This is a genomic window from Aeromonas sp. ASNIH5 (assembly GCF_002902865.1).
GTDB lineage: Bacteria > Pseudomonadota > Gammaproteobacteria > Enterobacterales > Aeromonadaceae > Aeromonas > Aeromonas caviae.
In genome coordinates this window covers 4,306,730-4,331,194 of record NZ_CP026122.1, presented here as the reverse complement: position 1 = coordinate 4,331,194, position 24,465 = coordinate 4,306,730, and the positions used below count along the sequence as shown (strand labels likewise).

The following is a 24,465-nucleotide window of genomic DNA, read 5'->3' as shown; positions in this document are numbered from 1 at the left end:
TGACACCACCAGCCCGGGTGCTAAAAATGGATCCCGGACCATGGTGCGACCGCCTGATGACGTTGCGATGACGATCACACTGGAAGTAAACGGGGGTTGGGGATAAAATTTCGCCCTGATTGCAAACGCATCTATTTTTCATTACCTGGTTGTTGGGCATCGGCAGGATGCGCAATCAGGCCCCAAGAGAGATCCCATGTCCATTAAAATCAAGACACCGGAAGAGATTGAGAAAATGCGTGTCGCCGGCCAGCTGGCCGCCGACGTGCTGGTCATGATCGCCCCCCACGTCAAGGCGGGCGTCACCACAGACGAACTGAATACCCTCTGCCACGACTACATCGTCGACGTGCAACAGGCCATCCCCGCGCCGCTCAATTACCACGGCTTCCCCAAGTCCATCTGTACTTCAGTGAACGATGTCATCTGCCATGGCATCCCGAACCACAAGAAACTGCGGGAAGGGGACATCATCAATCTGGATATCACCGTCATCAAGGATGGTTATCACGGCGATACCTCCGCCATGTTCATCGTGGGCCAGACCACCCCCCTGCGTCGCCAGCTCTGCAAGGTGGCCCAGGATAGCCTCTATGCCGCCATCAAGCGGGTGCGCCCGGGCATGTGCATCACCGAGATCGGCGCCGTCATCCAGCCCATCGTCGAGCAGGCAGGCTTCTCCGTGGTACGCGACTACTGCGGCCATGGCATCGGTGCCGAGTTCCACGAAGAGCCGCAGATCCTCCACTACCGCAACGGCGGCAAGCTGGAGCTGAAAGCGGGCATGTGCTTCACCATCGAGCCCATGGTCAACAGCAAGAAGTACCACTGCAAGGTCAATCCGAAGGATGGCTGGACCGTGACCACCAAGGACGGCGGCGACTCCGCCCAGTGGGAGCACACCCTGCTGGTGACCGAGGATGGCTGCGAGGTCCTGACCCTGCGCCCCGACGACACTATCGAGCGTTTTATCCGCCACGTTTGACATTCAACCCCGGCCGCGCGCCGGGGTTGCTCTTTACCCGGCCCGACCGAGAGTGTGACATGCCATGGATGCCAGCCTGCTTTCTCCCCATCTGCTCCCAGACGATCAGCTCACCCGTGACAACTGCAAGGAGTACCTGAGCCGCTTTCTCGCCTGGCTGCACGAACGCTTCGACGCCGGTGACAACATCATCGAACTGGTGGCCACCCGCTCCGAATACATGGACGCGCTGCTGACCAGGCTCTGGCACAAGTTCGGCTTCGACAGGACCGAGCTCACCCTGATCGCGGTAGGCGGCTATGGCCGCGGCGAACTCCATCCCCACTCCGACATCGACCTGCTGATCCTCTACGAAGGAGATGAACTGGACGAGGTGCTGGGGCTGCGCATCGGCGAGTTCATCACCCTCTTGTGGGATCTCAAGCTGGAAGTGGGGCAGTCGGTACGCAACGTGGCCGAGTGCATCGAGCAGGGCCGCAACGACATCACGGTTGCCACCAACCTCATCGAGGCCCGTTACATCACGGGTCGCCTGGCGGGATTCGAGCAGTTGCAGGCGGCCACCCAGCCCCAGCACTTCTGGCCGAGCGAAGCCTTCTTTCGTGCCAAACGCGAAGAGCAGGCCCTGCGCCACCAGCAGTTTCTCGGCACCGCCTACAAGCTGGAGCCGGATCTCAAGAACAATCCCGGGGGCCTTCGCGACATCCAGACCCTGGCCTGGGTCGCCCGCCGCCACTTCGGCGCCACCACCCTGTTCGAGATGACCAGCCACGGTTTTCTCAACCGGGCCGAGTACCGGGAGCTGCTCGACTGTCAGAACTTCCTGTGGAAGGTGCGCTTCGCCCTGCACATGGCCATCAACAAGGGGGACAACCGCCTCTTGTTCGACCGCCAGCGCACCGTGGCCCAGATGCTGGGGTTCGAGGGGGAAGGAAACGGCCCGGTCGAGCAGATGATGAAGCGCTTCTACCAGACGGTGCGACGGGTGGCCGAACTCAACGAGATGCTGCTGCAACTCTTTGACGAGGCCATTCTTGGCAACACCGCCATGGACGTGCGCCGCATCAGCGACGAATTCCAGCTGCGCGGCCGCCTCATCGATGCGGTGGACTCCGAGCTGTTCGGCCGGGATCCTGCCGCCATCCTGCGACTCTTCTACCAGATAGCCCAGCACCCGGAGATCGCCGGCATCCACTCCGCCACCTTGCGCCAGTTGCGCGAGGCCAGACGCACCCTCAACTGCTGGCTGCAAGATCTACCCGAGTGCCGCCGTCTCTTCATGGCGCTCCTGCGCCACCCCAACGGCATCGGCCAGCCGCTCACCCTGATGCACAAGTACGGGATCCTCGCGGCCTACCTGCCCCAGTGGAACCTCATTGTCGGCCAGATGCAGTTCGACATGTTCCACGCCTACACGGTGGACGAGCACACCCATCGGCTGCTGCAGAACATCCATCGCTTCCCGAATCCGGCCAGCCGCCAGACTCACCCGCTCTGCCACGAGGTGTTCACCCAGTTGCGCAAGCCCGAGCTGCTCAGCATCGCCGCCCTCTTCCACGACATCGCCAAGGGCAGGCGCGGCGATCACTCCGAACTCGGGGCCGTGGATGCGCTGGAGTTCTGCCAGTTGCACGGGCTGGATCGCTACGAGAGCCGACTGGTCGCCTGGCTGGTGCGCCACCATCTGCTGATGTCGGTCACCGCCCAGCGCCGCGACATCTACGACCCGGATGTGGTCACCGACTTCGCCCAGAAGGTGCGGGATGAATTGCACCTCGACCTGCTCTATTGCCTGACCGTGGCCGACATCTGTGCCACCAACGACAGTCTGTGGAACGACTGGAAGGGCACCCTGCTGCGCGAACTCTACTTCGCCACCCAGAAGGCCCTGCGCCAGGGGTTGGAAAACCCGCCGGACATGCGCCTCAAGATCCGTGAAAACCAGCGCCAGGCCAGGCAGATCCTGACTCAGCGCGAGGTGCCACAGGAGGCGGTCACCGCCCTCTGGAACGACTTCAAGGCCGATTACTTCCTGCGCCACAGCCCGGAGCAGATCGCCTGGCACTGCCGCAAGATCATCGCCCACGGTGACAACCCGGCCCCCCTGGTGCTCATCGGCAAGCACCCCATACGGGGCGGTAGCGAGGTGTTCATCTATTGTCGCGATACTCCCAACCTCTTTGCCACCGTGGCCTCGGCGCTGGATCAGAAGAACCTCAGCATCCACGACGCCCAGATCATGAATTCGCGCAACGACTACGTGCTCGACACCTTCATCGTGCTGGAGCCAAACGGAGAGCCCATCAGCCCCAACCGTACCGCCACCATCAAGAAGGCGCTGGAGAAAGCCCTTCAGGAGCCGGGCAAGCTGGTGCTGCGCAGCAAACCCCTGTCCAGACGCCACCGCCAGTTCAGCGTGCCGACCAGGGTGGTCTTCCTGCCCCACAAGGGGGAAAACCGCCACACCCTGCTGGAGCTGACGGCCCTGGACACTCCGGGCCTATTGGCCCGTATCGGTGCCGTGTTCCAGCAGTGCGGCCTCTCCCTCCATGCCGCCAAGATCACCACCATCGGTGAGCGGGTGGAGGACTTCTTCAGCCTCACCACCCTGGCCGGAGAGCCGCTGAACCCGGAGGAGCAACAGGCCCTCGAGGAGAGGCTGGTCAATCAGCTCAACCCCCAGGAACCGGTTGGCGAGAGTGCCTGACACGCTCGGATGAAGCCTCGAAAGAGGCTTTTTGACGTATTGATTCCTCAATCAGAACAAATGGTTGGACCACTCAAGTACAATAAATCGCCCTGATTCTGAAGAAATCGGCGAGAGCCCTTAAAAACGATTGGAAAAGTGTGATACAACAAACAGAATTTTATAAAGGAAACCTGTCATGACCCAGTTGCAACAGACCATCGAAGCGGCCTTCGAGCGCCGTGACTCCATCACCCCCGGCTCCGTCGATGCCGCCACCAAGGCCGCCATTCTGGAAGCCATCGACCTGCTGGACTCCGGCAAAGCCCGGGTTGCCGAGAAGATTGCCGGCGAGTGGGTCGTCCACCAGTGGCTGAAGAAGGCCGTGCTGCTCTCCTTCCGCATCAACGACAACGGCATCATCAAGGGCGACGATGCCCAGTACTACGACAAGGTTCCCCTGAAGTTCTCCAACTACACCGAAGAGCAGTTCAAGGCTGCCGGTGTTCGCGTCGTGCCGCCCGCGACCGCGCGCAAAGGCTCCTTCATCGCCCCGAACACCGTGCTGATGCCCTCCTACGTCAACATCGGCGCCTTCGTCGATGAAGGCACCATGGTCGACACCTGGGCCACCGTGGGCTCCTGCGCCCAGATCGGCAAGAACGTGCATCTCTCCGGCGGCGTCGGCATCGGCGGCGTACTGGAGCCACTGCAGGCCAACCCGACCATCATCGAAGACAACTGCTTCATCGGTGCCCGTTCCGAAGTGGTGGAAGGGGTGATCGTCGAGGAAGGCTCCGTCATCTCCATGGGGGTCTTCATCGGCCAGTCCACCCGCATCTATGACCGCGAAACCGGCGAAATCCACTACGGCCGCGTCCCGGCCGGCTCCGTGGTCGTTTCCGGCTCCCTGCCCTCCAAGTGCGGCAAGTACAGCCTCTACGCCGCCGTCATCGTCAAGAAGGTGGATGCCAAGACCCGCGCCAAGGTCGGCATCAACGCCCTGCTGCGCTCCATCGACGAGTAATCCACGTCGATGTCATCAAGGGCACCTCTGGTGCCCTTTTTCATGCCCGCTCTCATGGGTGGGCGCCAACTCCCCTGCCCCACCAGCACTGCACACCCCCATGAGACGATACCGCTTATGGCAGTGCTGACAAGGCGTTCACCTCTCCCCCTTGGCTCGTTGATTAAAAAAGACCTTTTTGACACCAATTTGAATTTGGCGCGCCTGTCACAGGCAAGGCGCCCGGACTCGGGTAAGATAGAGGGGTCAGGATCGTTTCAAACCAAGGAAGCCCGATGTACGAGAATCTCAAGAGCCTGGGGATCCAGGAACCCACCTCGGTGGACAGCTACACCCTGCGCCAGGAAGCCAACCACGACATCCTCAAGATCTATTTCAAGAAGCAGAAGGGTGAATTCTTCGCCAAGAGCGTCAAATTCAAATACCCTCGCCAGCGCAAGACCATGCTGGTCGACTCGGGGACCCATGAGTACAAGGATGTCACCGAGATCAACGCCAACCTCAAATACGTGGTGGATGAGCTGGACAATCTGACCCAGGGCGGCCAGCCTTCCGCCGATCCGGACATCAAGCAGAAGATACTGCGCGACTTGCGTCATCTGGAAAAGGTGGTGCAGAACAAGATCAGCGAGATAGAACGGGATCTCGAAAAGCTTTAAGCCGGTCTGATGCAGCAAAGGCGCCCAGGGGCGCCTTTTTCATTGGGTAACACCATGCTGGCGCCGTCAGGAAAGTCCCCGCACATGTCCCGCCACCAAATGCAACCCAGCAAAAAGGGAGGCTTGCGCCTCCCTTTTCGGAACTCGGATATCGGAGCGACAATCAGTTGCTCTTCATCCAGATGTCCATTTCAGTTTTCAGGTTGTCGGACTTGGTGCCGAAGATGGCTTGTACACCGGAACCCGCCACCACCACACCGGCGGCACCCAGCTTCTTCAGACCAGCCTGGTCAACCTTGGCCACATCCTTCACACCGACACGCAGACGGGTGATGCAGGCGTCCAGAGAGGCGATGTTCTCTTTGCCACCGAAGGCGGAGACCAGTGCAGCAGACATCTCGTCCTTGCTTTGACTGGCAGAGGACTCTTGAGCGGCTTCGTCTTCACGACCCGGAGTTTTCAGGTTCATGGCACGGATGACCACGGTGAAGACCACGTAGTAGATGACCGCGTAGACCAGACCCAGACCCACCAGCAGCAGCATGTTGTCGGCACGCGGAGATTGCACCACGAAGTCGATGAAGCCGTTGGAGAAGGTGTGACCGTGAACGACACCCAGCATGTTGGTCAGCACGTATGCCAGACCGGCCAGCAGAGCGTGGATGGCGTACAGTACCGGGGCCACGAACAGGAAGGAGAATTCGATAGGCTCGGTGATACCGGTCAGGAAGGAGGTCAGGGCAGCAGAAGCCATGATACCTACGATCTTGGCGCGGTTTTCCGGCTTGGCGGAGTGCGCAATGGCAAACGCGGCAGCAGGCAGACCGAACATCTTGAACAGGTAGCCACCCGCCAGTTGACCGAAGCCGTTGCCGGCAGCACGGGAAGCGTCATCAGCAGTCAGGAAGCAGGTCATGATGCCGTGTACGGTTTCACCGGCGGCGTTGACGCAGGTACCAGCCTGATAGAAGAACGGCACGTTCCAGATGTGGTGCAGACCGAACGGGATCAGGGAGCGCTCAACCACGCCGTAGATGCCGAAGGCCAGGACCGGGTTCTGGTTGGCAGCCCAGTCGGAGAAGGCACCGATGGCACCACCAATCGGCGGCCAGATGAAGGAGAGCACAACACCCAGACCGATGGAAACAAAACCGGTGATGATGGGCACGGCGCGCTTGCCAGCGAAGAAGCCGAGGTACTCTGGCAGCTGGATCTTGTAGAAGCGGTTGAACGCCCAGGCAGCCACGCCACCGGCGAGGATACCACCCAGCACACCGGTATCGATCTTCTCGACACCCATCACAGGCGCCATCACAGTCAGGGTGGCGGTCATGATGCCGTAGCCGACGATGGCGGACAGGCCGGAAACACCGTCGTTATTGGTGAAGCCAAGGGCGACGCCCACGGCGAACAGCAGAGCCATCTGGCCGAATACGGAACCACCGGCCTGCTCCATCAGTTGGGAGACGATTTCCGGCAACCAGCTGAAGTGGGCAGCCCCCACCCCCAGCAGAATACCTGCAACGGGCAAGACCGATACGGGCAGCATCAGCGCCTTACCGACCTTTTGCAGATTAGAGAAAGCATTTTTTAACATGTGTGCGCTCCTGAATGGATTTTTTTCCGACAACGACTCAGGGCAGTTTATTGATGACGATGTGCTTCATCCGTCACTGCGCCAAATGCGTTTTCCGGGTTGCTTATTTTGACCAGCAGAATATAACCCAGCGGGGGTGGAAATGCCTCTGTCGGAAACAAGGGAATAATAAATTTGGAGGAGAGATCACAAGATAATAAATAAGCAGAGAGGGGACTATCTTGAATATTATTTCGTATTGTTATAGCTTCGCCGCAAAAAGAAATAAACCACTTCAAAACAAATCACAAAGAAACCAAATAATACTTAAAGATACTCACTGTAACTGAATGTAACTTATTGCGGATTTATATTATCCAGTCTACCGATTAAAAAGGCCTCCAACAAGGGAGGCCTCCAATAAATATCGATTTTAATAAACCGAGATATTTAGTTCTTCTGTGAACGTTTCACTGCATCAATAAAGACCGATTTCGCCTTGGTTGAACCGGCACGCTCGGCTTCATTCACGAGCTGCATCGCCTTGTCGATGTCACCGACCTTCACCGCTTTCTCGATCTGGGCGTTGTAGAAGCTCTCGGTCTCGCTCAGCATGGGGGCACTGCTCTTGACTGCGCCGGCGGTCGCCAGGGGCACGACAAGCTTGTTTGGTGCCGTGTTGACTACCGGGGTGTTGGCATCAATCACATCCTGATAGACAGGCTTGTAATAGTTGCTCTCGGTTTTGACACCACTCAAGTCCTCCACAGAGAGGCTGACCACGCCCCAGGGGGAGTGCGGAATGACGGGGTCTTTTTCACCATAATCAACCACCCCCAGCGACTTGGTCATCAGCTTGGAAGGGCTAAGGATGGTGGTTGTTTTGTCCAGACCGCTCTGGTCTGTGTAGATCACCATGTAACTTTCGTTATTGGGGTTACCAACATAGGAGCGATCCACGGTAAACACGGCTTCCATGCGATCCCCTTGCAGCATGCGTGCAGGCTCGTACTTGAACACGTCGCTGCCCAACTTGCGGGTCACATTGAATTTGGAATCCAGCATCAAGACGGTCGGGTTGAACAGCGATTTGTCGATCAAGCCATCAACCGTGATGCGCAGGTCACCGGAGTTGACCGGCAACCGGAAGGCGGCAAAGTGGCTTTTCCCTTCGCTGAAAGCGTAAACGGGGGAGCTGTCATCAATGGGGATAAGCTTAGTTGCGCCCGGTTGTATGTCCTGGAACGGCAGACTGGAGACATCGCGACAGCAGCTGCCAACCGTAGCCAATTGGCTCATCGCAACGTCGCGATTTCCCATGATGGACTTGAACTCCTGAGTCGGCGCTACCGTCGTTTCCAACGTGGCGCACCCACCCAGCACAACAGAACAGAATACAGTCAAGGCTAATCTGGAATATCTCATCGCGTGACCCTAAGAAACGTGTTGTAAAAAAAGAGCCCCCGTCATGCGGGGGCACTTGCAGTCATGACGTCAACAGATTACCACCAAGCTTCAGCTTGAACACCGAAGTTCCAGGAGTCGTCCTGCTTCACGCCATTGTCATCCGGGCGGAACTGGCCGTCAGAATCCAGGTAGGAAGCATATACGCGGATTTCCGGGCGGGCCCAGAAGCTGGAGCCAGCGGACCAGGCCTGAGCCAGGGTGTATTTCTTACCGATGGTGCTGGTTTCGGTGCCATTGTTCGGCTTGTAGCTGTCATGGTGATAGCCAAGCTCGGCGATGGTCTTCATGGTGTCATTCCACTTGTACATCGGGCGAACGACAACGGAGAAGGTGTCTTTGTCAGCGCTGTCATTGTCAATATCACTGGCAGTACCGTAAACCAGCTGATGACCGAACTCGACCTTATCGCCAACGGGCAGCACGCCCCAGTTGATGAAGCGCCAGCCATCGCCCTTGGCGGCAGATTGGCTCAGGCCGCTGCCAGAACCGCTACCGTAGTCAACAGCCTGAGCGGCATAACCGTCGGCGAAATACTGAACCACGGTCTTGTTGAAGCCACCCAGCATGGATTGGGTCAGCTCGGCGGTCAGCATGTGGCCGTTTTTCTCGTAATCTTTGCTGCCCAGAGCCGCTTTCTGCTCATCGGTCAGGTTACCGCGGGCGTAGTCATATCCCAGCTCCAGGGAGCCGTCTTTCCACAGCGGGATACCGGCATAACGCAGGTCCAGTACGTCCGTATCAACACGCTTGTCGACACCAACACCACCTACAAACTGATCGTAATCATCCCACGGGTCGTTACGCAGCCATGCAAAAGAGAGCTTGCCCGGACCAGCCTGGATATTTTCTACACCAGCACCGGCACCAGACACATCCCAGTAGTAGAAGTCGGAGATGTGGATGTCGTGACGTTGATAGTAACGCTTACCGGCCCACAGAGTGGCTTCCGGCGCGAAGCCCAGCACGCCTTTGGCCTGGACGTTGAATTGGCGCAGGGCAAAGTCGGCATCACTACCGCTAGTGCTTTCCCAGTCGCGACCTTGCTGACCAGAAACCATTGCAAACATGGAGTCTACGTAGAAAGACTTGCCGTCCTTGTTGTAAGCCTCTTGACCTAGCTGGACTTCGCCGTAGGTCTCGGCTTCATTGCCCAGACGACCGACTTTCGCCTTGGAATAGGTTTGCAGGCTGCCGTTATCGGAAGTACCGACACCGGAACGCATGTAGCCGTGGAAATCAACGGCGAAGGCGGCTTGGGAAGCCAGGGCTGCGGTTACTGCTGCAGCGATCGGGAGCCACTTTGCTTTCATTTTCATTTTCCTTATTCCCGCTGAGAGGAGTGTGATCCTGATATTCAAGTTCTTATCACCGGAAAAACGTTTTGGTGATAACCGAGGTCGATTATAGGTACCCAAATTCCCTGCAAACATGAGCTGATTCACAAAACGATGACAAATCGCACGCCACCGACAGCCACAACCACAAAATGTCAATGAATTTTCATTTTTTGGCACCAACCACCCAAGATAAGCACAAAAAAGAAAAACAATAACCAAAGAAAGCGCTTTCAAATATTAATTTGCAACGAGAGTTAAGTGATAAATCCGTGTCGCAGTAGCAAAAACATGACTGAAATCGCTTTCAATGCGGAACTTTTAATTTTTCAATTTGTCGTGGGTGATGATGAATATGGCCAACCGGTTATCATCATTGGCGAGAAAAATAACCGGACGAAAGTGAGGATATATTTGGGGGCTGAGGCGTGACGCCCCAAAAATAAAACACCCCCGTCAGCACACTCACGGAGGTGAATTTATTCTCGGGGAGAAGGGTCTGGCTACAGTCTACTTTCCCAGGTTTTCAACCAGGCCAGCGCTGCCACTTCAGGCTCATCTTCTACCGTCGCATCGATTTCCAGGCGCACAACCAGTGGCTCGGCAGCCAGCTCCTGCAACAGGGCATCCAGCGTTCGCCCCGCTCCGCAGAAGTGTTCATAGCTGCTGTCTCCCATGGCGATGAGGGCATAGCGCCATCCCTTCATATAAGGAGCACGATCGGCCAGGGCACTGGCAAAGGGCTGCAAATTGGGCGGTATATCCCCCTGCCCCGTGGTGGCGATCACGATGAGCAGAAAGCGGGAGGCATCGATGTCGGTCAGCGCCGCGTCATCGAAGATCTGGCAGACATGGCCATTGGCTTGCAGGTGGTCACAGAGGGTCTCGGCCACCAGCATGGCAGAGCCGTAGACGGTGCCGACCAGGATATCGATCTCGGCCATCAGCGACTCCTCAGGGACAGATATTGGACCCGGCAAGACCGGGATGGGTAGGAAGAGCCCCCCTGTACAGGCGGGGGGCACGCGATTGCGCAGGCGATATCTCGTTGAGCCATAAGTCATTCCTCTGACGTACCTAGGCTACAGCATGCCACAGCCCGGTCAGAGGCAACAGATGGAAAGAGGCTCAGGCGCCGTAGTCTTGCTCGCTGGCAGGCCAGCCCAGACGGGCGAACAGACCCAGCACCTCGGGGCCCAGGGGCGCCTGGATCCGCATCGGCACCTTGAGCACCGGATGCTCGAAGCTCAGACGGTGCGCGATCAGCAGCAGGCGGTCGCACCCGTAGTGCTCGCGAAAGAAGCGGTTGTGTCGGCCATCCCCGTGGGTGGTATCACCGACGATGGGGTGGAACAGGTGATCCAGATGGCGGCGCAGCTGGTGCTTGCGCCCCGTCTTGGGAAAGAGGCGGACCAGGCTGTAGCGACTGGTGGGATGCTTCTTGGAGACGGCGAAGGGCAGCTCGACCTGATGCAGACGACGAAACGCGGTCACCGCCTCCTGGGCGGGGCGATCCGGGTCGCTGAAGGCATCGGCAATCTTGTCCAGCTGCTCCTTGAGCGGATAGTCGATGAGCCCCTCTTCGGGGGCCCATCCCCGCACCAGTGCCAGGTACTCCTTGTGGACCTGACGGGCAGCAAAGGCCTCGGTCAGGGTACGGGCCACGGCAGGATCGAGAGCAAACAGCAGCACACCCGAAGTGGGCCTGTCCAGTCGGTGCACGGGGTAGACATGACGACCCCCGATCAGATCCCGGGTCATCTGCATGGCGAAACGGGTTTCGGCCTTGTCGAGCCAACTGCGGTGCACCAGGAGACCGGACGGTTTGTTCACCGCCACCAGCCAGTCATCCTGATAAAGCAGTGTCGGCTGCAAGGCATCCGCTGTCCGGGTCTGCTCGTCCATCATTGTTCGACCACTTTGCCGGAGAGCAGCAGATCGAAACGGGCGATCAGACGAAGCAGGGCCTCGACCTCCGCCAGCTCCTCTTTATAGACCTCACTCGCCATGGGATAGAGGGAGACGCTGGTCGGCAGCGGAGCCTGCAGCAGCACCAGCTGCTCCATGCGCGGGATCAGCACGAACTGCAGCCATTGATCGAAACTCAGGGTATCGACACAAAACGGCAGCTCGCTTGCCAGCGCCTCGCTCCCCGGATGGTCGGCTTGCCAGCGTTCCAGACGTTGCAACTCGGCAGTCAGCTCTCCCAGCAGACCGGCAACCAGCAGATATTGATTCATCTCGCTCACTTCCTCATCGCGGGCCCGGTCTGCGACGGGGCCCCACTCAATACGGCCATCAAAAAGGGGCGCTACTATACACCGACCCCGCAATGGCTGCCATGTTACCGTCACCTTCATCCCCTGCATCACCGCCTCTGGCTATCTGGTGCAGCCCCCTTATAATCGCCCGCATTATCTTCAAGCGGGATCTCTTCATGTCTTCCATCAACACCCTGACCGAGTTTCTGACCCAGGCCGATACCCAGTTCCAGCTGTTCGATCTGGGCCGCCAGGTGCGCCCGCTCCCCAGCGACCTCTTCGTGCGCATCGAGCAGCAGCAGGAGCCCTACCCCTGGCCGTTGCAGCAACACGCCTGGCTCGGCGTGCACTTCTTCCAGCCGACCGAATCCAGGCACTACCTCTGGTTCCTCAAGTTCGCCCTTGATGAACGCGGCCTGCTCATTTCCAGCGGCCCCAAGCATTTCATGGATCAGGTGGTAGAGACTCTGGGCTACAAGCTCACCGGTGAACTGGACGAAGAGAAGGCCCAGCGTCTGGCGGACAACCCCTATACCTTCCGTCCGGCCGAGGCCAAGATGGCCAGTGTGCACGCCAAGCTGGCCCGCCAGCTGGAACAAGCCCCTTCCCCTTACTACGAGGCCCTCTGCCACTATCTGGCGGCGCCGGGGGAAGAGGGGTGGCAGGCCCTGGGACTGCAAGGGTTTGCAGATCTCGCGGAGCGGCTGCAGGTTGAACGCAACCTGGCACTGGTCTGCAAGGCCTTGCCCGTGCTGCCGCAGGCCCCCCTCTACGCCCTGTGCCAGAGCCTGGAGAACGCCCCCCTGCCTCCTGCCCTGCAAGGCGCATTGCTGGAGCACATCGGCAAGGAGCAGGAGTGCGCCGAGCCTGACCCCGAAACCCTGGCCTATCTGTGCCGGGCACTGGCCTCCTGCCCGGGCAACGGGCTGCGCACCAACAAGCTGCTGACCCTGCTGCAAACCCGGCCAAGCCCCTCCCTGCTCCTCGCCATCGCTGGCCGCCTCTGGCCCGATCTGAAACACCCCCAACTGCTCGGCCTGTTTCTGGAGCAGCTCGCCCTGCAACCCACCCAGTTCTTCAACCAGGTATTTGCCGAGCTCGTCACGCTACCGGCCCTGCGCAATGATATGCTGGCAAAACTGCGTGACCCCGAACGCAGCGAGGCCCTGGGTCTGGCCATCGGTCGCCTGTTCGCTTCCACCTAGGCCCGACACAACGGCCCTGTTGCCTGAGGTGAACAGGGCCCCAAACACATCACAGAAGGAACCCGCTGATGGGAGAAATGCTTGGGATCTTGCTGCTCGGCCTCATTGGCTGGGCCTTCTGGCAACAGCGCCGCCAGGCGGAGCTGGCCTGGCAATACATGCGCCGCTACTGCCAGCACCACGACCTGCAACTGCTGTCGCTGGCGCGGACACACCGCGCCCTGGGGCACAAGCCCCTGCGCCTGCTCACCTACTACCAGTTCGAGTTCTCCAGCGACGGAGAGAGCCATTATCAGGGACAGCTCTGCATGCAGGGGCTGCATGTCGCCGGTGTCGAGCTGCCACCCCATCGTCTCCCCTCCTAGATTTGAGAGCACGGGGGCTGGCTATACTCTTCCACAGCCCCCTTCCAAGGAGTACCAACATGGAATTGCTCACCCATGACATGGCCGCCCTGTTTGCCCAGCTGGGGCTGGCCAGTGACGACATCAGCCAGCAGCGTTTTATCCGCGACCATCCCATCGATCGCCATACCCAGTTGCCCGACGCGCCGTTCTGGACGCCTTCCCAGGCAGGCTTTCTGCGCGATGCCCTCAGCCACGACGCCGACTGGGCGGAAGCCATCGACCAGCTGGATGTGATGCTGCGCCAGGGGACCTGATCCCCGCACTCCCGGCGGCCAGCGTTGGGTAGACGCGGAGCCGCCAATCCCCTCCCTCTCGCCACCCACGCCCTTCGCTCCGCTTTCCTGATGGACAGGCTTTGATTAAGCTCTGTGCCACTATCCACCCGCAGCAAGACGGCCGTGCAGGAGCCAAGATGTCAGCCCAAGAGATCATCCAGATAGCCAACGAACTCAGTGCCAGGGGGATCACCCCCTCTACCGCCATGGTCAAGGCCCGCCTCAGCCATCCCGTGCCCATGGCCGAGCTGCTCAAGGTGTTGAGCCAGTGGAAGCAACAACCCCAGCCCGCGGCGACAGCGCCCGCCCCCGCCAGTGCCCCCGAGGCGTCCCCCTTGGCCACGGAAAGCGTCACTCTTCAGCAACTGAGTGAACAGCTCGCCCGGCTGGAGCAGAAGGTCGATCGCCTCACCGATCTGCTGCTCAACCAGAAGCCGGATTGACCCATCGCCATGTATATCCTCGAACTCACCTTTGAGTGCTACCGCGATACCTCCCTCGGGGAGGCCGAACGGGCCATCGTCCACTACCTCGACATGCTGCGCTATCAGGGGCAGATCCTGGGGCGGGAGTTTCCCACCAGCATGCACGAAGGCTATTTCGTCAGCCGGGTGGTCTGCCCGGAGCAGGACAGCCTGCACCCTGACAACCAGAGCGAGCTGGTCACCCTTGCCGAGCAAGGTCTGCACCAGGCGGGCCTGCTCGCCCCCAAACTTCACCTGCAAGGGGCGGATCTGCTCTCGGACAGCACGGACCCGTGCGCAGAGCAGGGGGAGCGTCCCAGCTGGATGCTGCTCTACACCAGCTTCCTGCACAGTTGCTCTCCCCTGCGCTGCGGCGATCACTTCTCTCCCATCCCGCTCTATCGGCTGCCCGCCGTCGCCAACGGTGACCACAAGCAGATCATCAAGTGGCAGGAAGATTGGGAAGCCTGCGATCAGTTGCAGATGAACGGCTCCATCGCCGAGCACGCCGCCCTGCACGAAATCGGCGAGGTGGGCAGCCGCCTTCATCGCCGGGGCAGTGATCTCGCCAGACGGCTGGAGGTCCTGAGCGGCATCCCCACCTATTACTATCTCTACCGGGTAGGTGGCCTGAGCGCTGCCGAAGAGCGGGCTCGCCCCTGCCCTGGCTGTGGTGGCCCATGGGCGCTGGCCGCCCCCCTGCACGAGATCTTCGACTTCAGGTGCGAGCCTTGCAGGCTGGTGTCCAACCTCTCCTGGGACTTCAAGGAATAGGAGCCTACCGCGCACAATGGCGCAATAAAAAGAGAGGGCCTTACCAGGTGGCAAGGCCCTCTCTTTTGGAGCATCACTGGGGCAAGGTTTCCAGTCGCGCCAGAAAGGCCGGCAACGAGGGGGCCAGCGTCAGGCGCCGCCCGGAGTCCAGCCACTCCAGCCACACCTGGCCGCTCTCGTTATCGAGGGACACCAGCGTCATCTCGTTGCGGGTCGTGGCAATGAAGAGTGAAGGGGATCGCTTCAACTTGCGCAGCATCAGCAGGTGGCCGATGAGGTTCTCCTTGAGCAGATCCAGATCGGCGTCGTTCCACGGCAGGATGAGTTCGATGCGCAGCCCCTTGAAAGAGCAGGGCAGAGGGCGGCTGAACCAGTGACCAAACAGGGCGATGGCGCTGGGATGCAGGGTCAGCTCCAGGGCGTTCGCCATGGCCGTGAAGTCGGCTGCCTGCTCCCGCTGGAACGGACGCCAGGCTACCCGACCCTCCCTGGGTTCATCCAGCTCGCAAGGAGAGCGCCAGTCGGCCTCCCAGTCACACAGGGGCAGCCCCCGCCTTCCTTCGCCATCGCGCTGCCAGCGTAAAAAGAACTGCTCCAGGGCAGACAGGACTTGATCCGACATCGATATTCCCCACAATAGCGGCCTCTGATGGCCGCAAGTACCTGATCGAAAAATCGGGCCATTGCACCATCAAACCCCTTATCAGACAAGCGTGAGCAAACCAGCATGAGCAAACAAGAGAGATACGCCGGCGCCAGTGCGCTGCAAGGCCTGAGCCTGGGGCAGCAGTCCGCCTACATCAGCCAGTACACCCCGAGTCTGCTGCAGCCCGTGCCACGCAGCCTGAACCGCGACGATCTTGGCCTGAGAGGTGAACTGCCCTTCCAGGGGTGCGACGTCTGGACCCTGTATGAACTCTCCTGGCTCAATGCCAAAGGCAAGCCCGTGGTTGCCATCGGGGAGGTCTTTGTGCCGGCCACCAGCCCGAATCTCATCGAGTCCAAGTCGTTCAAGCTTTACCTGAACTCCTTCAACCAGACCCGTTGCGACTCCCTGGAGGCGGTGCAGGCGCTGCTGGTTCAGGACCTGAGTGGCTGCGCTGGTGCCCCGGTGAGCGTCACCCTCTTCACGCTCGACCAGGCCCCCCACCAGATAGCCCAGTTGCCCGGTGAGTGCATCGACAGCCTGGATATCGAGGTGGACAGCTACGAGTTTGACGAGACCCTGCTGCAAGGGGCCGCCGGTCACGAGATCGTGGAGGAGACCCTGCACAGCCACCTGCTCAAGTCCAACTGCCTGGTGACCAGCCAGCCGGACTGGGGATCCGTGGTGATCCACTATCGCGGCCCGCGTCTCGACCGGGAGAAGCTGTTGCGCTACCTCATCTCGTTCCGCCAGCACAACGAGTTCCACGAGCAGTGCATCGAGCGCATCTTTACCGATCTCAAGCACTTCTGCGCCCCGGAACAACTGACCGTCCATGCCCGTTACACCCGCCGCGGCGGCCTGGACATCAACCCCTTCCGCAGCGACTGGGAGCCGGTTCCGGCGAACCTGCGCCTCATTCGCCAGTAATCACCGGCGCCGCCATCCTGCGGGCTGCGGCCCGCTGCGCATCACCTCAGTAAACTCTGGACGGGCGGGGGTGGGCTTGGATAACATGCCTGCACCTCCGTGCCGTTCTTAATCCAATGAATCAACTGTTTTTTCTGGCAATGATGATGTCCTCCCTGTCGGCTCCTGATCTGGATCTGGCCAAGGAGCAGTTGTCCATCGACCTGCAGCAGGCCCAGACCCTGGTGCTGACCGATCCCGCCAGATGTGCCCAGATTGCCACCTCCTTCCTCGAACGCACGGCCAACAATCCCAAGCAGATCATCAGCAACCGTCAGGAGTACGGCTATCGCGAGCCGATGCTGAACTACGGTACCGCCACCCAGACCACGGGCGCCTATCTGCTCAAGGGGGAGTGTCTGCAGCAGCTAGGGCAGTTCGCCCAGGCACAGGAGTCCTTCGAGCAGGGCATCGCCATGGCCGAGAAAGAGCAGCAGTTCGAGCTGCAGGCCCATGGGCTCTATCTGCTGGTTAGAAGCCGCAACCTGCAACAGCATACCCATGGCGCCGCGGCCCCCCTGCTCAACAAACTCGACAAACTGCTGGCCAATCCCGACCTCAAGGAGAGCCAGTTGCAGGTCTACAGCCGCTTGCTGCGCGTCAACGCCAGCATAGAGGAGCGGCAATTCGATCTCGCCAAACAGCAGCTGGCCGAGACCCGCAAATGGGCGGATCACGCCAAACAGCCTCTGGCCAGGGCCTGGACCAGCGCCGTGGGCGGGGATCTCTATCAGGCTCTGGGTCAGCCCCAGCTTGCACTGGGGGAGTACATCGAAGCACAACAGCAAGCCAAGCCCCTGCAGGATCCCCTCTTCCTCGGCCTGCTCTCGAACCAGATGGTCAGCCTCTATCAGGAAGAGCAGGAGCCACAAAAAGCGCTGCAATACGCCAGCGAGGCGGCCAACTATTTTCATGCCCTCGGCAATCCTTCCATGCTGAGCGACGCCCTGATCGTGCTCGCCCGCCTCAACCGGGATCAGGGCGAGATGAACATGGCGCTGGTCTATTTCTTCAATGCCCTCGACCTGCTGGACGAGAGCAGCCACCGTACCCGCATCGCCCACCTCAAGTTCGAGATAGGCAAGACCTACCTGCAGACCGGCAATCTCAACCTGGCGCGAAACTACCTGAACGCCGCACGCCAGTCCCATGAGCTGGGGGATGACAAGGAGTCGCTCATCGACACCCTGCTGTTGCTGGGAGAGCTGCACCTCAAGCAGCAGGAGGCGGGCATCGCCATCCTGCAGTTGGAGAACGCCCTCACCCTGGCCAACCGGATTGGGGACATCCGGCGCCAATTCGAGATCTTCCGCCTGCTCTCCGTCGCCTATGAGCAGAAGGGTTACCTCCAGCAGGCCCTGGAGAGCTACAAGAATTACCACCAGCGCAGCGAACTGGTTCGCCAGCAACAGCTGGCGCTGGAGCAGGAGGCGGTGCGCGACAACTACGCCCAGGTGGAGCGGGTGCAACAGGTCAAGGAGCTGGAGCAGCAACTCGACGCCAGCCAGCACCAGCAGGAGCGATACCTCTGGACCAGCGTCAGCACCGGGCTGCTGCTGGCACTCTTCATCTATCTGTTCTTCACCCTCTGGCTGAAACTGCGGGTCGCACGCCTTCATGCCAAACAGCTGGGAGAAGCCCTGCTGGTAGAGCCGCGCAGCGGCCTGGCCAACTGGCAGCGACTGATGAGTCGCTGGCCGCGGGAGATGGCCAAGCGCCAGCAGAAATCCGAGCGCTGGTACCTGAGCGAACGCCCCACCAGCGAATTTGACGACAAGCTGCACTACCTGCTGTTCCGGGTTCCCTTCCTGATCAACAGCCTGGAGCAACACGGCTATCAGGTCAGCCGCGAGATAGAGCAGGCCTTCGGCCGCTACGTCAACGAACTGACCCCGCAGGATGGCCGCATCTACGACCTGCGCGAAGGCCACCTGCTCTATGTGGTGCCCCAGCGTCACGTGGCCCAGTTACATCAGCTGGCCCAGACCCTGCTCGACACCCTGGCAGCCTTCCCCTGCGAGCACCCGCTGGACAGGCGCATCAGCCTCGGCATCGTCAGTCATCCCTTCCTGCCCAAGGCGGCCATGGCCCTCGATCACCACGGCCTGTTCGATCTCTGCTACCTGGCCCTCTCGGGAGCCATTCAGCTCAGCGAAAAATACCAGCAGAGCGTCTGGCTTGAGCTGGCCGCCATCGATTGCCAGCAGGCCGCATTTTTTAACGGAGATGTGTGGCAATGCTGCTTGATGGCAATTGACAAGGGACTGGTAAAAGTAAATTCTTCTCATGAAAAGCAATGGGTTAACTGGCTTGCGCTTTCACGGACGAAGGTTGCGGACAATCCGTGACAAAAAGGTACTCAACGGGGTCTTTGATTGGCTTTCTGTTGCTGGACGAAACAAAAACGATAATGACAACAGGGCGACCTGAAGAATGAATGATATGGCTGCCGTAACAGGACAACTGGCAAGACTCAGGGAATCCCTCCAGCAGAAACAGCAGGAGCTTGACGGCATGGCGAGCTTCTCCGATGCCGAACGCACCCGCAGTATCCAGTTCATCGGCAAGTTGATGCAAGCCTGTCGCGGCCACGATCGCGAGCTCGACAACCGGCTCGCCAAGCTCAAGCAGAAACTTGAAGGCAACCCTCCGCTCACCTCCATCGATGCCGATCTGATCGCCATCGAGAAGCTGTTGCAGCAGCACAGCCACACCATGGAAGAGTCCATCAGCCTGACCCGGGCAGCCATCGATCTCGGCAGCAAACAGCTCAAAACCATCAAGGGGTTTCCGGAAGATACCCGCCGCGCCCTCAAGGAGTTTCTCGCCAGCCCGGAGAGTTACGGCATCGGCGATCACCAGAAGAAGGTGATCCGGCTGCTGGAGTTCTACCAGCAGGCGATCAAGATCCAGCTGCTGCCGCGCAAGCCGCTGATCCCCCCTTCGGCGGAGATCCCCACCGAGCTCTCCAGCCCGGCCCCTACCGACTCCTTTGACATCAAGGCACATGCCCAGATTTCAGATGAGTTGCAGCGTCTCATCACCGAGCTCGACTTTGCCGGCGCCGTGGGCGAGAGCCTCGCAGACATCCGCCGCCAGTTGCTCGGGGGCATCACCCCTGCCCTGCTGGCCGAAGTCTGCCTGCAGATCATCGAACTCATCATCGAGGGTACCCGGGAAGAGCGCAAAGCCTCCCAGGCGTTTCTCAGCACCCTGAACGAGAGTCTCTCCTCGGTCCATTACAGCTTTACCGAATCCCTGGATGAAGGGCGGGCGCTGCAAAATGCCGCCCATCTCAGCGGACAGGCGCTGGAGCGGGAACTCGCCGCCATCGATCGCGCCATGGCAGCCCATGACTCGCCACAGATACTCAGGGGCGCCATTTCTGGGCATCTGGACACTATCCGCCGGCTGCAGCAGGAGCGGGAGGAGATGGCCAACCGCGAGCGCCACCTGCTCACCCACCTCTCCAACATGGAAGCCAAGCTCAGGTTGATGAAGGACGAGACCGCCGAGTACAAGAAGCGGCTCACCATCCAGAAACACAAGCTCTTCCTCGACAGCCTGACCCAGGTACACAACCGGGCGGCCCTGGACGAGCGGCTCGAGCTCGAATACAAACGCTGGCTATGCTATGGCACCCCCCTGTGCCTGGCCATCATCGACATCGACCACTTCAAGCACATCAATGACAACTACGGCCACATGGCCGGCGACAAGGCATTGAAGGTGGTTGCCAAGGCCCTGCAGAACGCCTTGCGCGACACCGACTTCATCGCCCGCTTTGGCGGTGAGGAGTTCGTGGTCTTGCTGCCGAACATCAATCCGGACAAGTACCAGAAGCCGCTGGAGAACCTGCGTCAGACCATCAAGAGCATCCCGTTCCGCTTTCGCGATGCCAGGGTCGAGATCACCATCTCCATCGGTGCCACCCTGTTTCGGACCGGCGACCATACCACGGATGCGTTCGAGCGTGCCGACAAGGCGCTTTACAGTTCCAAGCACTCCGGCCGGGATCAGGTCAATCTCGCCTGAATCCGCTTTGAGGAGCGGCTAAAAAAGCGGCAAACGCACAGTCCCCCTATTCCCCTGCCCACCCCCTTGCCTCTACTATCGAACCCGAGGGATGCCAAAGCATCCCGTTTTCTCCCCAGGGAAAGCACAACGATAACAAGCGAGTGAAAGGGGAAATTATGATTACACACATCAATCCCGTGGGCAGCATGGACCTGCTGTCCCAGCTCGAGGTGGATCGCCTCAAGCAGACGGCCTCCAGCGATATCTATCAACTGTTTCGCAACTGCTCGCTGGCGGTCCTCAACTCCGGCAGCCATACCGACAGTTCCAAAGAGATACTGGAACGTTTCAAATCCTTCGATATTCACGTGATCCGGCGCGAGCGCGGGGTCAAGCTCGAGCTGTTCAACGCCCCCGAGCACGCCTTCGTCGATGGCGAGATCATCCGCGGCATCCAGGAGCACCTGTTCTCCGTGCTGCGGGACATTCTCTATGTGTCGACCCAGCTCGAGTCCAATCGTCTGGTCAACCTGACCAGCTCCACCCATATCTCCAACGTGGTGTTCGCCATCCTGCGCAACGCCAAGGCGATCCTGCCCGGCGCCGACCCCAACCTGGTGGTCTGCTGGGGCGGCCACTCCATCAACGAGGTGGAATACCAGTACACCCGGGCAGTGGGTAGCGAGCTGGGTCTGCGCGAGCTCAACATCTGTACCGGCTGCGGTCCGGGCGCCATGGAGGGCCCCATGAAAGGGGCCGCCGTCGGCCACGCCAAGCAGCGGGTGCGCAACGGCCGTTACATCGGTCTCACCGAGCCTTCCATCATCGCCGCCGAACCGCCGAACCCCATCGTCAACGAGCTGGTGATCCTGCCGGACATAGAGAAGCGGCTGGAAGCCTTCGTGCGTCTGGGTCACGGCATCATCATCTTCCCGGGCGGGGTCGGAACTGCCGAGGAGCTGCTCTACCTGCTCGGCATCATGATGCACCCGGCCAACGATCGCCAACCCATCCCCATCGTGCTGACCGGCCCGAAAGAAAGTGCCGACTACTTCCGCGCCATCGACGACTTCGTCAAGGCGACCCTGGGGGAAGCCGCCACCAGTCTCTACCGGATCATCATCGGCGATGCGCCCGAGGTGGCCCGCGTGATGAAGGAGGCGATGCCGAAGATCCGCGAATACCGCAAGTCGGTGGGAGATGCCTACTCCTTCAACTGGTCCCTGCGGATCGAGCCCGAGTTCCAGCTGCCGTTCGAGCCGGATCACGCCAGCATGGCCAGCCTGGATCTGCATCGCAACCAGCCGCCCCAGCTGCTGGCAGCCAACCTGCGCCGCGCCTTCTCAGGCATCGTCGCAGGCAACGTCAAGGAAGGGGGCATCAGGGCCATCGAGAAGAAGGGTCCCTTCAAGCTGCACGGCGACAAGGAGCTGATGCACCTGATGGACAGGTTGCTGGAGAGCTTCGTCAAGCAGCAGCGCATGAAGCTGCCGGGCAGCCAGTACGTTCCCTGCTACGAGATAGTCAAATAGTCGGAACATCACAATGCACCGGAGGGGCCCATGGGCCCCTCTTTCATTGATGGTCTTCTACGGGGTTAGCAGGAGACGCCACCATTGTTACAATGGCTTCCCCGACGCCCGGAGTGCCCCATGCCACACCTGCTCATCATCGATGCCCTCAACCTCATCCGCCGACTGCACGCGGTGCAGAGCCAGCAGGGACTGACCCCGGCCCAGGCCCTGCTCGCCACCCGAGCCAACCTCATCAACACCTGCAAGAAGCTCCTGGCAGCCAGCGAGCCGACCCACGCCATCGCGGTCTTTGACGGTGAGGTCCACAGCTGGCGCAAGACGCTCTATCCCCCCTACAAGGAGGGCCGCACCCCCATGCCGGATGAGCTGAGGGAAGGGCTTGCCGACCTGCAGGACGCCTTCTGGGAGTGCGGTGTGGATGCCCTGCTCTCCCAGACCGACGAGGCGGACGATCTCATCGCCACCCTGGCAAGCGGCATTGCCCAGCACGGCGCCAGCGCCACCATCATCTCCACCGACAAGGGGTTCTGCCAGCTCATCTGCCCGCAGATCCGGGTGCGGGATTACTTCAACAAACGCTGGCTGGATGCCGCCTTCGTCCAGCAGCAGTACGGCGTTACACCGACCCAGCTTGTGGACTTCTGGGCCCTGACCGGTATCAGCGGCTCCAACATCAAGGGGGTGCCCGGCATTGGCCCCAAGACCGCCACCCAGTTGCTGCAGCAATACGGGGACCTGGCTGCCATGCTGGAGGCCTGTGAGCGGGAGGAGGCCACCAGACCCCTGCTCAAGCTGCGCCAGCACCGGGAAGAGGCCCTGCTGGCCCAACGCCTGGTCCGGCTGCAGCACGATATCCCGCTCGGGTTCAACCTGCGGGAGATCCGCTACCCTCCCGTCCCTGATGCCGGGGCGTGATCCCCAGCACACCATTTCCCAAGACAGGCCGTACCTGTTGACATAAATGGGTAAAATGTAAAGAAACATGGAGGATGTGGTGCAAAAATGGTATAAAGCCGACGAATCCTCCCCCTCTGTTCCCTAGAAGTGGATACGCCTCATGTCAAAAAGAAAGATTACCGTCATCCCGGGCGACGGCATCGGCCCCAGCATCATCGAATCCGCCATCCAGATCCTGACCCACGCGGGTTGTGACTTCGACTACGAATACGCAGATGCCGGTCTGGTAGCCCTGGAAAAACATGGCGAGCTGCTGCCCCAGGCCACCCTCGACCTGATCGAGAAGAACAAGGTCAGCCTGAAAGGCCCGCTCACCACTCCGGTCGGCGGCGGCTTCACCTCCATCAACGTCTCCCTGCGCAAGAAGTTCAATCTCTACGCCAACGTGCGCCCCGTCCTCTCCTTCAAGGGCACCAAGAGCCGTTACGACAACATCGACATCATCACGGTGCGCGAGAACACCGAAGGCATGTACTCCGGTGCTGGCCAGAAGCGCAGCGATGACAACCAGAGCGCCGAGGCGATGAGCATCATCACCCGGGAAGGGGCCGAGCGCATCGTCACCTTCGCCTTCGAGCTGGCGCGCCAGGAAGGACGCAAGAAGGTCACCATCATCCACAAGGCCAACATCCTCAAGTCCACCTCCGGCCTGTTCCTGGAAGTGGCCCGTCAGGTCGCGGCCCGCTACCCGGACATCCAGAACGAGGAGATGATCGTCGACGCCGCCTGCATGAACCTGGTGATGTACCCGGAGCGCTTCGATGTGATGGTCACCACCAACCTGTTCGGCGACATTCTCTCGGATCTCTGTGCCGGTCTGGTGGGGGGGCTGGGCATGGCGCCAGGCGCCAACATTGGTGAAGGGGCCGCCATCTTCGAAGCGGTACACGGCTCTGCGCCGGACATCGCCGGCAAGAACATCGCCAACCCCACCTCGGTGATCCTCGCCTCCATCCAGATGCTGGAGTATCTCGGCATGCAGGACAAGGCGGAGCGCATTCGCGAGGCCGTGCGGACGACCATCGAGTCCGGCGATCGGGTGACCCGTGACCTGGGGGGCACAGCGTCCACCAGCGAATTCACCCAGGCCATCATCGACCGTCTATAAATAGAATCCAACCATATGATTTTAAAAGGGAGCTTCGGCTCCCTTTGTTTTATGCCAACGCCTCCCTACCTCCCTCGCCAGATGAATACTATGTTGATATGAGGGATAAGGAG

At 60.1% G+C, this 24,465-nt stretch carries 23 protein-coding genes; 16 read left to right on the top strand and 7 right to left on the bottom strand.

Annotated features, from left to right (window positions below; genetic code table 11):
* Positions 1-196: 196 nt before the first annotated feature.
* From map to C2U30_RS20470, 4 genes are all read left to right on the top strand, one after another.
* Entirely contained in the window at positions 197-985 is a 789-nt protein-coding gene (map, locus tag C2U30_RS20485; RefSeq protein WP_010673402.1) for a type I methionyl aminopeptidase, read from the top strand.
* A gap of 64 nt (positions 986-1,049) precedes the next feature.
* Entirely contained in the window at positions 1,050-3,692 is a 2,643-nt protein-coding gene (glnD, locus tag C2U30_RS20480; protein ID WP_042015535.1) for a bifunctional uridylyltransferase/uridylyl-removing protein GlnD, read from the top strand.
* Positions 3,693-3,870: 178 nt separating this feature from the next.
* Positions 3,871-4,698, top strand: a complete 828-nt coding sequence (gene dapD, locus C2U30_RS20475) for a 2,3,4,5-tetrahydropyridine-2,6-dicarboxylate N-succinyltransferase (RefSeq protein ID WP_010673400.1) — start codon at positions 3,871-3,873, stop codon at positions 4,696-4,698.
* Between the two features lie 275 nt (positions 4,699-4,973).
* The gene (locus tag C2U30_RS20470; RefSeq protein ID WP_039039426.1) at positions 4,974-5,357 is read left to right on the top strand and encodes a DUF3461 family protein; all 384 of its coding nucleotides are present in this window, start codon (positions 4,974-4,976) and stop codon (positions 5,355-5,357) included.
* Between the two features lie 163 nt (positions 5,358-5,520).
* Here the strand turns inward: C2U30_RS20470 and ptsG are convergent, their stop codons facing one another.
* The 3 genes from ptsG to C2U30_RS20455 all read right to left on the bottom strand — a co-directional run bounded on the left by ptsG (position 5,521) and on the right by C2U30_RS20455 (position 9,710).
* Complete coding sequence (ptsG, locus tag C2U30_RS20465) at positions 5,521-6,954, bottom strand: PTS glucose transporter subunit IIBC (protein ID WP_045523587.1); 1,434 nt, start codon at positions 6,952-6,954, stop codon at positions 5,521-5,523.
* A gap of 429 nt (positions 6,955-7,383) precedes the next feature.
* Entirely contained in the window at positions 7,384-8,253 is an 870-nt protein-coding gene (locus C2U30_RS20460) for a MalM family protein (RefSeq protein WP_233720997.1), read from the bottom strand.
* Positions 8,254-8,435: 182 nt separating this feature from the next.
* Positions 8,436-9,710, bottom strand: a complete 1,275-nt coding sequence (locus C2U30_RS20455) for a maltoporin (protein WP_103244426.1) — start codon at positions 9,708-9,710, stop codon at positions 8,436-8,438.
* 315 nt (positions 9,711-10,025) lie between these two features.
* On the opposite strand from C2U30_RS20455, the gene C2U30_RS22715 reads away from it, so the two are divergent.
* Positions 10,026-10,166, top strand: a complete 141-nt coding sequence (locus C2U30_RS22715) for a hypothetical protein (RefSeq protein WP_158654935.1) — start codon at positions 10,026-10,028, stop codon at positions 10,164-10,166.
* A 71-nt stretch (positions 10,167-10,237) separates the two neighbouring features.
* On the opposite strand, the gene C2U30_RS20450 is transcribed toward C2U30_RS22715, so the two are convergent.
* The 3 genes from C2U30_RS20450 to C2U30_RS20440 form a co-directional block, all read right to left on the bottom strand.
* Entirely contained in the window at positions 10,238-10,678 is a 441-nt protein-coding gene (locus C2U30_RS20450) for a flavodoxin (protein ID WP_103244425.1), read from the bottom strand.
* 184 nt (positions 10,679-10,862) lie between these two features.
* A complete protein-coding gene (gene truC, locus C2U30_RS20445; RefSeq protein ID WP_324046314.1) occupies positions 10,863-11,639 on the bottom strand; it encodes a tRNA pseudouridine(65) synthase TruC in 777 nt (258 codons plus the stop codon).
* Positions 11,639-11,974 carry a YqcC family protein gene (locus tag C2U30_RS20440; RefSeq protein ID WP_010673392.1) on the bottom strand — a complete coding sequence of 112 codons (336 nt, stop codon included), beginning with the start codon at positions 11,972-11,974 and terminating at the stop codon, positions 11,639-11,641. Before C2U30_RS20440 ends, truC begins: the two co-directional genes overlap by 1 nt.
* Before the next feature lie 197 nt (positions 11,975-12,171).
* Here C2U30_RS20440 and C2U30_RS20435 point away from each other — a divergent pair, with 197 nt between their 5' ends.
* The 5 genes from C2U30_RS20435 to C2U30_RS20415 all read left to right on the top strand — a co-directional run bounded on the left by C2U30_RS20435 (position 12,172) and on the right by C2U30_RS20415 (position 15,120).
* Entirely contained in the window at positions 12,172-13,200 is a 1,029-nt protein-coding gene (locus tag C2U30_RS20435; RefSeq protein ID WP_103244424.1) for a DUF3549 family protein, read from the top strand.
* Positions 13,201-13,268: 68 nt separating this feature from the next.
* Positions 13,269-13,565, top strand: coding sequence for a DUF3301 domain-containing protein (locus C2U30_RS20430; RefSeq protein ID WP_103244423.1), 297 nt, complete (start codon positions 13,269-13,271; stop codon positions 13,563-13,565).
* Between the two features lie 59 nt (positions 13,566-13,624).
* The gene (locus C2U30_RS20425) at positions 13,625-13,861 is read left to right on the top strand and encodes a DUF2789 domain-containing protein (RefSeq protein ID WP_039039420.1); all 237 of its coding nucleotides are present in this window, start codon (positions 13,625-13,627) and stop codon (positions 13,859-13,861) included.
* A gap of 158 nt (positions 13,862-14,019) precedes the next feature.
* Positions 14,020-14,325 (top strand): DNA-binding protein, encoded by a 306-nt coding sequence (locus tag C2U30_RS20420; protein ID WP_010673388.1) that lies wholly within the window; start codon positions 14,020-14,022, stop codon positions 14,323-14,325.
* A gap of 9 nt (positions 14,326-14,334) precedes the next feature.
* On the top strand, positions 14,335-15,120 hold the full coding sequence (locus C2U30_RS20415) for a Zn-ribbon-containing protein (RefSeq protein ID WP_103244422.1): 786 nt from the start codon (positions 14,335-14,337) through the stop codon (positions 15,118-15,120).
* 73 nt (positions 15,121-15,193) lie between these two features.
* Here C2U30_RS20415 and syd read toward each other — a convergent pair whose 3' ends face one another.
* The gene (syd, locus tag C2U30_RS20410; protein WP_010673386.1) at positions 15,194-15,742 is read right to left on the bottom strand and encodes a SecY-interacting protein; all 549 of its coding nucleotides are present in this window, start codon (positions 15,740-15,742) and stop codon (positions 15,194-15,196) included.
* A gap of 105 nt (positions 15,743-15,847) precedes the next feature.
* Here syd and queF point away from each other — a divergent pair, with 105 nt between their 5' ends.
* The 6 genes from queF to C2U30_RS20380 all read left to right on the top strand — a co-directional run bounded on the left by queF (position 15,848) and on the right by C2U30_RS20380 (position 24,352).
* Entirely contained in the window at positions 15,848-16,696 is an 849-nt protein-coding gene (gene queF, locus C2U30_RS20405) for an NADPH-dependent 7-cyano-7-deazaguanine reductase QueF (protein WP_042864268.1), read from the top strand.
* A gap of 116 nt (positions 16,697-16,812) precedes the next feature.
* The gene (locus C2U30_RS20400) at positions 16,813-19,083 is read left to right on the top strand and encodes a hypothetical protein (protein WP_103244421.1); all 2,271 of its coding nucleotides are present in this window, start codon (positions 16,813-16,815) and stop codon (positions 19,081-19,083) included.
* A gap of 85 nt (positions 19,084-19,168) precedes the next feature.
* The gene (locus C2U30_RS20395) at positions 19,169-20,770 is read left to right on the top strand and encodes a GGDEF domain-containing protein (RefSeq protein WP_103244420.1); all 1,602 of its coding nucleotides are present in this window, start codon (positions 19,169-19,171) and stop codon (positions 20,768-20,770) included.
* Between the two features lie 158 nt (positions 20,771-20,928).
* The gene (gene ppnN, locus C2U30_RS20390) at positions 20,929-22,284 is read left to right on the top strand and encodes a nucleotide 5'-monophosphate nucleosidase PpnN (RefSeq protein WP_010673382.1); all 1,356 of its coding nucleotides are present in this window, start codon (positions 20,929-20,931) and stop codon (positions 22,282-22,284) included.
* A gap of 120 nt (positions 22,285-22,404) precedes the next feature.
* On the top strand, positions 22,405-23,202 hold the full coding sequence (gene xni, locus C2U30_RS20385) for a flap endonuclease Xni (RefSeq protein ID WP_069785575.1): 798 nt from the start codon (positions 22,405-22,407) through the stop codon (positions 23,200-23,202).
* Between the two features lie 142 nt (positions 23,203-23,344).
* On the top strand, positions 23,345-24,352 hold the full coding sequence (locus C2U30_RS20380; protein ID WP_049636264.1) for an isocitrate dehydrogenase: 1,008 nt from the start codon (positions 23,345-23,347) through the stop codon (positions 24,350-24,352).
* Positions 24,353-24,465 lie beyond the last annotated feature (113 nt).

Bases quoted from the DNA above. Each gene is read 5' to 3' on its own strand.
- map (WP_010673402.1), top strand. From the start codon at position 197: ATGTCCATTAAAATCAAGACACCGGAAGAGATTGAGAAAATGCGTGTC.
- glnD (WP_042015535.1), top strand. From the start codon at position 1,050: ATGGATGCCAGCCTGCTTTCTCCCCATCTGCTCCCAGACGATCAGCTC.
- dapD (WP_010673400.1), top strand. From the start codon at position 3,871: ATGACCCAGTTGCAACAGACCATCGAAGCGGCCTTCGAGCGCCGTGAC.
- C2U30_RS20470 (WP_039039426.1), top strand. From the start codon at position 4,974: ATGTACGAGAATCTCAAGAGCCTGGGGATCCAGGAACCCACCTCGGTG.
- ptsG (WP_045523587.1), bottom strand. From the start codon at position 6,954: ATGTTAAAAAATGCTTTCTCTAATCTGCAAAAGGTCGGTAAGGCGCTG.
- C2U30_RS20460 (WP_233720997.1), bottom strand. From the start codon at position 8,253: ATGGGAAATCGCGACGTTGCGATGAGCCAATTGGCTACGGTTGGCAGC.
- C2U30_RS20455 (WP_103244426.1), bottom strand. From the start codon at position 9,710: ATGAAAGCAAAGTGGCTCCCGATCGCTGCAGCAGTAACCGCAGCCCTG.
- C2U30_RS22715 (WP_158654935.1), top strand. From the start codon at position 10,026: ATGACTGAAATCGCTTTCAATGCGGAACTTTTAATTTTTCAATTTGTC.
- C2U30_RS20450 (WP_103244425.1), bottom strand. From the start codon at position 10,678: ATGGCCGAGATCGATATCCTGGTCGGCACCGTCTACGGCTCTGCCATG.
- truC (WP_324046314.1), bottom strand. From the start codon at position 11,639: ATGGACGAGCAGACCCGGACAGCGGATGCCTTGCAGCCGACACTGCTT.
- C2U30_RS20440 (WP_010673392.1), bottom strand. From the start codon at position 11,974: ATGAATCAATATCTGCTGGTTGCCGGTCTGCTGGGAGAGCTGACTGCC.
- C2U30_RS20435 (WP_103244424.1), top strand. From the start codon at position 12,172: ATGTCTTCCATCAACACCCTGACCGAGTTTCTGACCCAGGCCGATACC.
- C2U30_RS20430 (WP_103244423.1), top strand. From the start codon at position 13,269: ATGGGAGAAATGCTTGGGATCTTGCTGCTCGGCCTCATTGGCTGGGCC.
- C2U30_RS20425 (WP_039039420.1), top strand. From the start codon at position 13,625: ATGGAATTGCTCACCCATGACATGGCCGCCCTGTTTGCCCAGCTGGGG.
- C2U30_RS20420 (WP_010673388.1), top strand. From the start codon at position 14,020: ATGTCAGCCCAAGAGATCATCCAGATAGCCAACGAACTCAGTGCCAGG.
- C2U30_RS20415 (WP_103244422.1), top strand. From the start codon at position 14,335: ATGTATATCCTCGAACTCACCTTTGAGTGCTACCGCGATACCTCCCTC.
- syd (WP_010673386.1), bottom strand. From the start codon at position 15,742: ATGTCGGATCAAGTCCTGTCTGCCCTGGAGCAGTTCTTTTTACGCTGG.
- queF (WP_042864268.1), top strand. From the start codon at position 15,848: ATGAGCAAACAAGAGAGATACGCCGGCGCCAGTGCGCTGCAAGGCCTG.
- C2U30_RS20400 (WP_103244421.1), top strand. From the start codon at position 16,813: ATGAATCAACTGTTTTTTCTGGCAATGATGATGTCCTCCCTGTCGGCT.
- C2U30_RS20395 (WP_103244420.1), top strand. From the start codon at position 19,169: ATGAATGATATGGCTGCCGTAACAGGACAACTGGCAAGACTCAGGGAA.
- ppnN (WP_010673382.1), top strand. From the start codon at position 20,929: ATGATTACACACATCAATCCCGTGGGCAGCATGGACCTGCTGTCCCAG.
- xni (WP_069785575.1), top strand. From the start codon at position 22,405: ATGCCACACCTGCTCATCATCGATGCCCTCAACCTCATCCGCCGACTG.
- C2U30_RS20380 (WP_049636264.1), top strand. From the start codon at position 23,345: ATGTCAAAAAGAAAGATTACCGTCATCCCGGGCGACGGCATCGGCCCC.